We start from the raw sequence: 7,766 nt of genomic DNA, 5'->3' as shown, positions 1-7,766 counted from the left end.
GGCCGCCCCCCCTGCCGCCCCGCGGGACAGCCCGAGCCGACGCCCCTGCTGCTGCGCTACACCGCCGGCGACTGGAACGCCCTGCACCGCGACCTCTACGGCGACCTGGTGTTCCCGCTGCAGGTGGTGATCGGCCTCGACCGGCCCGGCCACGACCACCTCGGCGGCGAGTTCCTCCTCGTCGAGCAACGCGCCCGCGCGCAGTCCCGGGGCACCGCCACGGTGCTGCAGCAAGGTCACGCCCTGATCTTCACGACCCGCGACCGGCCCACCCGATCCACGCGCGGCTGGACCCGCTCCCCCGTCCGGCACGGGGTCAGCACCGTCCGCGCCGGCGTCCGCCACACCCTCGGCCTCGTCCTGCACGACGCACGGTGACCCACTACACGCTCGTCGGGAGCGACGGACGTCCCTACCTCAGCGCAGCCCCCGGCACACTGGGCGGCCACCGTCGCGGCCGGATCTACGGACGACTCGACTGCCGCGCGGCGCGGCGGGCGATCGCGCGCGGCGGCTACGTCCGGGACCGGGTCTTCTTTGCCGGCGAATCCGACGCCGTCGCAGCCGGCTACCGCCCGTGCGCGGTGTGCCTGCCGGATCGCCACCGGACATGGAAGGCGGACCGAGCCGGATGAGCGGCAGTTCGCGTTCTGCGCCGCGTACCCGCCGAAGCGGTGCCCGTCGGCCCGGTCGCTACCCGACCGGTTCGATGTCCGGGAGCCTCCAGGTCTTGTCGAACCACGGCTCCAGAGGCCCGTAGAGCCGGAACATGGCGAACCAGCCCCTGCCGGGCAGGCTCTGTATCCAGTTGCAGTCCTCGGTGGGTCGTTCGGGCCCGAAGTGGACGTCGACCGAGCCGTCCTCGTTTACGGCCAGGTCCGCATCCTGGCTGGTCACCGACGGCCACTGCTGATCGGTCTGCAGCATCGACCGGGCCTGGGTGTCGTAGACCAGCACCGACCAGAAGTTGTTCACGGGCACGTGCGGGGGCACGTGCAACCGGTAGCTCCGGTCACCGTCGAACGGTGCGCCGGTGGCGTCGACGAATGCGAGGGCGTACTGCGACCCGGTCCCGACCGCCTTCTGATCGAAGGCCGGGCTGGTACTGCCGTACAAGAAGTCGAGTTGAGCGGCGGCGTCGAGCAGCAACGCCCCGTCCTCCGTGCACGAGTAGCCGCCGAGGAAGCCCGAGCGCCAGGCGCGGCCGGGGTAGTAGTACGCCTCCTGGTGGCGGAACCGGTAGGTCAGCGCGCGGGCGGTCGCGTCCCCGACCGTCGCCGCCTCGGTCAGGATCGCGCGCATCCGCTCGTCCGGGCGAACGGCCTGCCCCGACGGATCCCGACCGAGGCGAACATGCCCAGGGTGAGCGGGTCGGCCGACTCCGGCGGTTCGGACTGCACCACCTCGTCGAGCATCTCCCAGAACCGGAAGTCGGCCGGGGCGACGGCGCACATCGGCTCGGCGGAGACGTTCACGAACCGCGTCGACGGGGGATCGTCCGCTTGGGAGAGCGGATGAATCCGGGTGTGCGCCTCGACCATCTCCACCGCCGGGCGCGGATCACCGTGTTCGTCCCGGAAACCCCGCCAGCCCACCCACAACCCGACGGTGCGTGACCGCACCACCCGGTCACCGTCCGGCACCTGCCCGGCGTAGCCCGGCGGCACGAACAGGTAGCGGCCGCCGCGGCCCTGGTCCGGTCCGGTGAGGCCCACGTCGACCACCCACCGGCACCAGGGATCGATTGCGGCGCCGTATACCTTCGGGGGGACCTCGACGACGACGGGCCCGTCGCGCAGGTCGAGCCAGGCGTAGTGGTACGAGGTGCTCGTGTTGTAGACAAGGCCGAGGAATCGCGGATGGACCAGGTCCGCCCACATCACCAGGGTGGCGTTCACCGGCCCCCACTGCACCAGCGCCTTACGCATCGCCGCCACGGCGACCGGGGCCAGCCCCAGCAGGTACGCCTGGACCGCCCGCTGGAAGTCCAGGTTGTCGAACAGCGTCCGGGTCGCCGCGTCGTCGGGGACCCCGTCGAAGAATCGCAACGTGCCCAACCGGGTCCGGACCTCGTCCGGCATCGCGATCCCGGGCGGAATAGGTGTGGTGTTCGCATGCGAGGTCATCGATTTCCTCCTGCCTTCACGGCCGAGACCGCAACTCGTCGCCGTCGGCGCTCTTCGATTCCTCCGGCCGGTAGCACTTCTCGAACTCGGGTGGTATCCAGTCTGGCGTGTCGTCTGCCCGGATGGAGGGGAGTTCCTCGAATCCCGGGTGCGCGGCACGGCGCTCTCGGGTTCCGGCGCCCGCCGTGCTGCGCCGCTCCGCCTGTCCGAGTGGTTCGCGAACCAGTCGTTCTTCGCGAACCGGGCGTCGAGGATCACAACCGGACCGTCTCACGGCGTCTCTCCGCGGAGGTCGAATTGCTCTGTGATGCAGTGCGATTCACGCATCGAGGCGACCGGGGTCCCGTTCATTCGGTAATCGACGGTCCGACAGTCCTTTTCGGAGGCATTACCCATGGGGCGATGCCACCTCGCGGGGACTCCACACCGGCCGGAATCTCTCGTCGGCCTGCGATACCGGCGCCGGAGTCGCTGCGCGGCCCGTCCGGCGACCGTCGCCGGCAGGTTCCGGTTGGGTAGCATCGAGGCCATGAGCACGGAGGCCCGCCCCCACTCGACCGGGGCCGAAGCCGGGTCGTCGAGGGCGACGGCCGACCCCCTCGCCCTCGACCGTCAGGTCTGCTTCGCCCTGTCCGTCACCAACCGCGCGGTCCTTTCGGTGTACCGGCCGGTGCTCGAACCGCTCGGCCTGACCCACCCGCAGTACCTCGTGATGCTGGCGTTGTGGGGGGACGCGCCGATGTCGGTCAAGGGAATCGGACGGGCCCTCCAACTGGACTCGCCCACCCTGTCCCCGCTTCTCAAACGACTGGAGTCGCTCGGTCTGATCACCCGCACCCGGAGCCCCCAGGACGAGCGTCAGCTCGTCGTCGACCTCACCGACGCGGGACGTGCACTGCGGAAACGGGCGGAGACGGTGCCCGAAACGGTGGTGCGCCGGCTCGGGGTGAGCCTCGCCGAGCTCGAGGAACTGCACGACGTGCTGACCCGCATCAATGCCGCCGCGCTGCGCGCCGGCGCCCTCGATCAACACTAGGCACGCGAGATCCGGGCCTTCCCCGGGGGTCGATCGGCAGATCCACACTCCCACCATGCGGGAACCCGCAGGAAAAACATTACGGAAGGGTAACAAACTACTTCTCACTGCACATCGAATGGATCGGACGGCCGCCCGTCGGGTACGCCGGAACGGTTGTCCGAACGAAGGGATGTGTCTTGAGACCCACCGGCGATACCGACGTGCACTCCGAGGTCCGACCCGGTCATCTGCGGCGCGCGATCAGCGCCTCGGCCATGGGCAACTTCACGGAGTGGTTCGACTACGGCGTATACGCCTACACCGCCACCTACATCGCCGACTCGTTCTTCCCCGGCGATCTGGAATCGGCCACGCTGCTCACCCTGGGTGTCTTCGCCGTGTCCTTCCTCGTACGTCCGCTCGGTGGGCTGGTGTGGGGTCCCCTCGGCGACCGGCTCGGACGCCGCCAGGTGCTTGCGCTGACGATCATCCTGATGGGCACGGCGACCGTCCTGCTCGGTGCCATTCCCTCGTACGCCTCCATCGGCTTCTGGGCACCGCTGCTGCTGGTGCTGCTGCGCATGATCCAGGGCTTCTCCACCGGCGGCGAGTACGGTGGTGCGGCGACCTTCATGGCCGAGTACTCCCCCGACCGTAAGCGCGGGTTCTTCGGCAGCTTCCTCGAGTTCGGCACTCTCGCCGGCTTCTCGTTCGGCGCGCTCATCGTGTTGTCCATCGATCTGCTCTCCACCGACGCGTTCATGAGCACGTGGGGCTGGCGCCTGCCGTTCTTCGTCGCCGGACCCCTCGCCCTCGTCGGGCTGTACCTGCGGTCGAAGCTCGAGGACACCCCGGTGTTCCGCGAACTCGAGGCCGACGGGGAGGTCGAGCAGGACACCGGCACGCAGTTCAGGAGTCTGCTCTCGCAGTACTGGAAGCCGATCGTGACGCTGATGGGTCTGGTCGTCGCGCTCAACGTCTGCAACTACACCCTGCTGAGCTACATGCCGACCTACCTCGAGAACCGCATCGGTCTGTCGAGCACCGCCTCGCTGTCCCTCGTCGTCATCGGGCAGCTCGCCATGATGGCGGTCATTCCGTTCGCGGGCTCGCTGTCCGACCGGATCGGCCGCAAGCCGATGTGGCTGATCTCGATGGGCGGGCTGCTGCTGCTCGCGATTCCGATGTACATGCTCATGACCGTGAGCTTCGCCTGGGCCATCGTCGCGTTCACGGTCCTGGGCCTGCTGTACGTGCTGCAGCTGTCGACCATCTCGGCGACCTTCCCGGCGATGTTCCCCACCCACGTGCGCTTCGCCGGCTTCGCGATCGCCTACAACGTCTCGACGTCGCTGTTCGGCGGGACCGCCCCGGCGGTGAACGAGTGGCTGGTGGAGCGGACCGGCAACGACCTCGTCCCCGCCTTCTACATGATGGGCGCGTGCGTCGTCGGTCTCGTCGCGTTGTACTTCGTGGCCGAGACGGCCGGCGCGTCCCTGCGCGGGCGTGGGATCCCCGGCGTCGACACCGAACCCCGCCCGACGGCGCTGTCGAAGGCCTGACTCCGAACCCCCTCTCCGGAGGGGTCTTTCGGTTGATGCGCCCGGCGCCCGGTAGGCGACCGCCCCGGATCAGGCCGACGTGACGGCGCCGGTCATCGCGGCACGTAAGGCGACGTCGCGCGGATCGTTCCGAGACTTGCCCATGCGGTTGCAGACGTAGCCGTAGCCGATCCCGGCATCCGGATCGGCGTAGCCGAAGGAACCGCCGGCACCGGGCGCGCCGAACGACCGGGGGCCGCCGAAAGACCAGTCGGGACTCGGGCGCATGAAACCGAGGGCGAACCGGATGTCCCCGAGCATGCACGCGTCGTGGAAACCGTCCCGGGGCGGCACCGGCGGGGCCGTCAGTTCGTGCAGCGTTTCCGGGCGCATGCCGAGTTCCGCACCGCCGGTGGCCAGGACACCGTAGGCGTGCGCCAGGGCGCGTGCCGTGCCCACGCCTCCGCCGGACGGCGCCTCCAGATCGCGCGCGTAGATCGTGTCCGGGTCCAGTGCCACGAGCGTTCCCGGGTTGGCGACCAGCGAGCGGTAGAACACCGACCGCTTGTTCAGGAACGCCGGAAACAGCCGCGGCGACAGCTCGGCGAGATTCCGGAGGGGGTTCCGCATCATCAGCGGGGCAAGTCGGGCGTCGGGAACGGAGGCCGGGAGGCGGATGTAGAACTCCAGCCCCAGCGGGGTCGCGATCTCGTCCTGGAAGACCTGCCCGAGCGTGCGGTGCTGCGGGTCGACCCGGCGAACGAGTTCACCCTGATAGAAGCCGAGGCTGATCGCGTGGTAGGCCTGCCGCTCCCCCGGCGCCCACTCCGGTCTCTGGCGGGCCATGATCGCGGCCAGCCGGTCCGGGTCGGCGATGACCCCGGCATCCACCGGCTCGTCGAAGCCGAACAGCCCGGCCTGGTGGGCCAGCAGTTGGCGGACGGTGATCCGTTCCTTGCCGTTCTGCGCGAACTCGGGCCAGTAGGTGCAGACCCGCTCGTCGAAATCGAGCCAGCCGCGGGAATGGGCCAGCGCGACGGTCACGGCGGTCATCCCCTTCGTGGCGGAGAACACCAGCGTCATGGTGTCCCGTTCCCACGGCGCGCCGGTCGTCTTGTCCCGTACCCCGCCCCACAGATCGACCACCTTCTCCCCGCGGTAGTAGACGCAGCATGCGGCACCCAACTCCCTACGGTGGGAGAAGTTCTCGGCGAACGCCTGCCGCACGGCCGCGAAGTCGTCGCGCGCGTATCCGTGGATCCCCGGGTGCCGGGATATTCGAGCGGACACGGTCGTCTCCTCTCGCGTGGTGCGGCACACGCGGTACCGGCGATGCGGCACAGGGCCGCGCGGGTAGCCGATCGGGCGCGGCAGTCCGACGAGCGCTTCGTGCAGATCCCCGACGGTCGCGACGAACCTGTCCGACGACGACGTTCATGTCGTCCGGCTCGTCGACCGCCACGATCCGAACTGCACGACCGCCTCCTCGGACGCCTGCGACTCGCCGGGCCATCGCCCCCGGACAGTCTCCCGCACCCGGGAGATGCGGGCAATACAGTCGCGGCCCGCGGCGGGCACCCGTCCGTCGCATCCGAGATGAGGCAGGATGGTGCGGTGCCCGATTCCTCACCTTCTCCGGCCATCCTGCTGCGCGGGCGTTCGTCCGGCCGCGCAGTCCTCCTCGTCGGCTCGCTCGTCCTGGCCCTGGCCGCCGGCATCCGGTGGCTGCGGTCGAGCCAGGGCGTCAGCGCGTCGGCGTGGCGCGACGACGAAGTGGGTCCGGACGACCTGGCCGGCTGAGCCCGGACGACTCGGTCTCAGCCGGGGCTGCCCCCGGCGTCGGCCAGCGCTGCCCGCACGGTCTCGGCGGTGCCGTCGAGCACGGCGCGGTTCGGGGTGCGCGGCACGGCCCGCAGTCCGAAACCGTCGCCGCGACGGCGCGGAACGACGTGCAGGTGCACGTGGAACACTTCCTGGCCGGCGGCGGCGCCGTCGGCCAGGAAGAGGTTGACCCCCTCGATGGGAAGCGAACTCGCGCGCAGCGCGGTCGCGATGCGCCGGCCCGCGTCGAACACCCGCGCGCCGTCCTGTGGGGCGAGGTGCGCGAGGCCGGATGCGTGGCGCTTGGGGATCACCAGCAGGTGCCCGGGTGTGAACGGACGAATGTCCATGAACGCCAGCACATCCGGCTCGTCCAACACGATGCTCGCCGGCGCGGCGCCGGCGACGATCGCGCAGAACACGCAGTCGCTCACGCACTCTCCTGAACGGGTGCCGGCCGCCGGACGCCTTCGAGGAGCTGCAGCAGCTGCGCCTGCACCTCCGGCCGTTCGCGGATGGGGTCGTCGCTGTGGGCGAGGTAGAGCATGGCCTCCTCGACGGCCGCGACGATCATGTGCGCCAGCGCCGACGACTGCGGTGCCGGTTCGCCGCTGCGCCGCGCGATGGCCCGCAGCGCGCGCTCGGTGATCATGATGGTGTTCTTGCGGTGCCCCTCCCGGACCTCCGCCCAGCCCAGCACCGCGGGGGCCTCGATGAGCAGCAGACGCCGGATCGCCGGGTCGTACACGACATCGAGCGAGGCGAGCACCGCGGCGGTGAACGATTCCCACGGATCGCTGCCCTCGATCGCCGCGAGCGTCTCCTCGGTCTCCACCTGCATCCGCTCCACGACCCCGCGGAACAGATCCCGCTTGTTCGCGAAGTGATGGTAGAGCGCCCCGCGGGTCACGCCCGCGACGGCGACGATCTCCTCGGTCGCCGCCGCGGCGTACCCGTCGCGGAGAAACACCTCCGTCGCGGCGTCGAGCAGCGCGGCTCGCGTCCGCACCGCATCCCGGATCCGTACGGCATTACCCGGCTTCCCGGCCAACATCTTCTCCCCTGCATTTCGGCTACCCCCATCTGACAACTCCCCCCGGCAGCCTTGTCCCGGACGATCCCTACAGGATCGGCGCCGGCGTGTACTTCGCGGCGTCCGGGTACTGCTCGACGAGGTCCTGCACCGCCGCGACAACGGTGGCGACCTGCGCCTGTGCGGCACCGACGAACGCCGACCGGTCGGCCAGCGCGGCGTCGAGG

The 7,766-nt window shown here is 70.1% G+C and carries 8 protein-coding genes and 1 pseudogene; 5 read left to right on the top strand and 4 right to left on the bottom strand.

All coding sequences use genetic code 11. The annotated features are described in order from the left end of the window. On the top strand, positions 1-378 hold a 378-nt coding region (locus OEY_RS0110100), incomplete at its 5' end, for a 2OG-Fe(II) oxygenase (protein ID WP_010593762.1). After that, a complete protein-coding gene (locus OEY_RS0110095) occupies positions 375-635 on the top strand; it encodes an Ada metal-binding domain-containing protein (protein WP_010593761.1) in 261 nt (86 codons plus the stop codon). The genes OEY_RS0110100 and OEY_RS0110095, both read left to right, overlap by 4 nt. Before the next feature lie 58 nt (positions 636-693). On the opposite strand, the pseudogene OEY_RS31385 reads toward OEY_RS0110095, so the two are convergent. Next, a pseudogene (locus OEY_RS31385) lies at positions 694-2,126 on the bottom strand (DUF1254 domain-containing protein). Positions 2,127-2,655: 529 nt separating this feature from the next. On the opposite strand from OEY_RS31385, the gene OEY_RS0110085 reads away from it, so the two are divergent. Continuing rightward, positions 2,656-3,162, top strand: a complete 507-nt coding sequence (locus OEY_RS0110085; RefSeq protein WP_010593760.1) for a MarR family winged helix-turn-helix transcriptional regulator — start codon at positions 2,656-2,658, stop codon at positions 3,160-3,162. Between the two features lie 257 nt (positions 3,163-3,419). After that, positions 3,420-4,706, top strand: coding sequence for an MFS transporter (locus tag OEY_RS0110080; protein ID WP_234575086.1), 1,287 nt, complete (start codon positions 3,420-3,422; stop codon positions 4,704-4,706). Between the two features lie 69 nt (positions 4,707-4,775). Here OEY_RS0110080 and OEY_RS0110075 read toward each other — a convergent pair whose 3' ends face one another. Further along, on the bottom strand, positions 4,776-5,975 hold the full coding sequence (locus tag OEY_RS0110075) for an EstA family serine hydrolase (RefSeq protein ID WP_010593758.1): 1,200 nt from the start codon (positions 5,973-5,975) through the stop codon (positions 4,776-4,778). Between the two features lie 324 nt (positions 5,976-6,299). Between OEY_RS0110075 and OEY_RS0110070 the strand changes: the two genes are divergently transcribed. After that, entirely contained in the window at positions 6,300-6,485 is a 186-nt protein-coding gene (locus OEY_RS0110070) for a hypothetical protein (RefSeq protein WP_010593757.1), read from the top strand. Between the two features lie 17 nt (positions 6,486-6,502). Here the strand turns inward: OEY_RS0110070 and OEY_RS0110065 are convergent, their stop codons facing one another. After that, positions 6,503-6,940, bottom strand: a complete 438-nt coding sequence (locus OEY_RS0110065) for an HIT family protein (RefSeq protein WP_010593756.1) — start codon at positions 6,938-6,940, stop codon at positions 6,503-6,505. Beyond that, positions 6,937-7,515, bottom strand: coding sequence for a TetR/AcrR family transcriptional regulator (locus OEY_RS0110060; protein ID WP_010593755.1), 579 nt, complete (start codon positions 7,513-7,515; stop codon positions 6,937-6,939). The genes OEY_RS0110065 and OEY_RS0110060 overlap by 4 nt, the downstream gene beginning before the upstream one ends. Positions 7,516-7,766: the final 251 nt, after the last annotated feature.

This window comes from Rhodococcus sp. P14, assembly GCF_000256505.1.
Lineage (GTDB): Bacteria > Actinomycetota > Actinomycetes > Mycobacteriales > Mycobacteriaceae > Rhodococcus > Rhodococcus ruber.
Note: the sequence above shows the minus strand (reverse complement) of the source record. Positions and strands in the feature narration are given on the sequence as shown.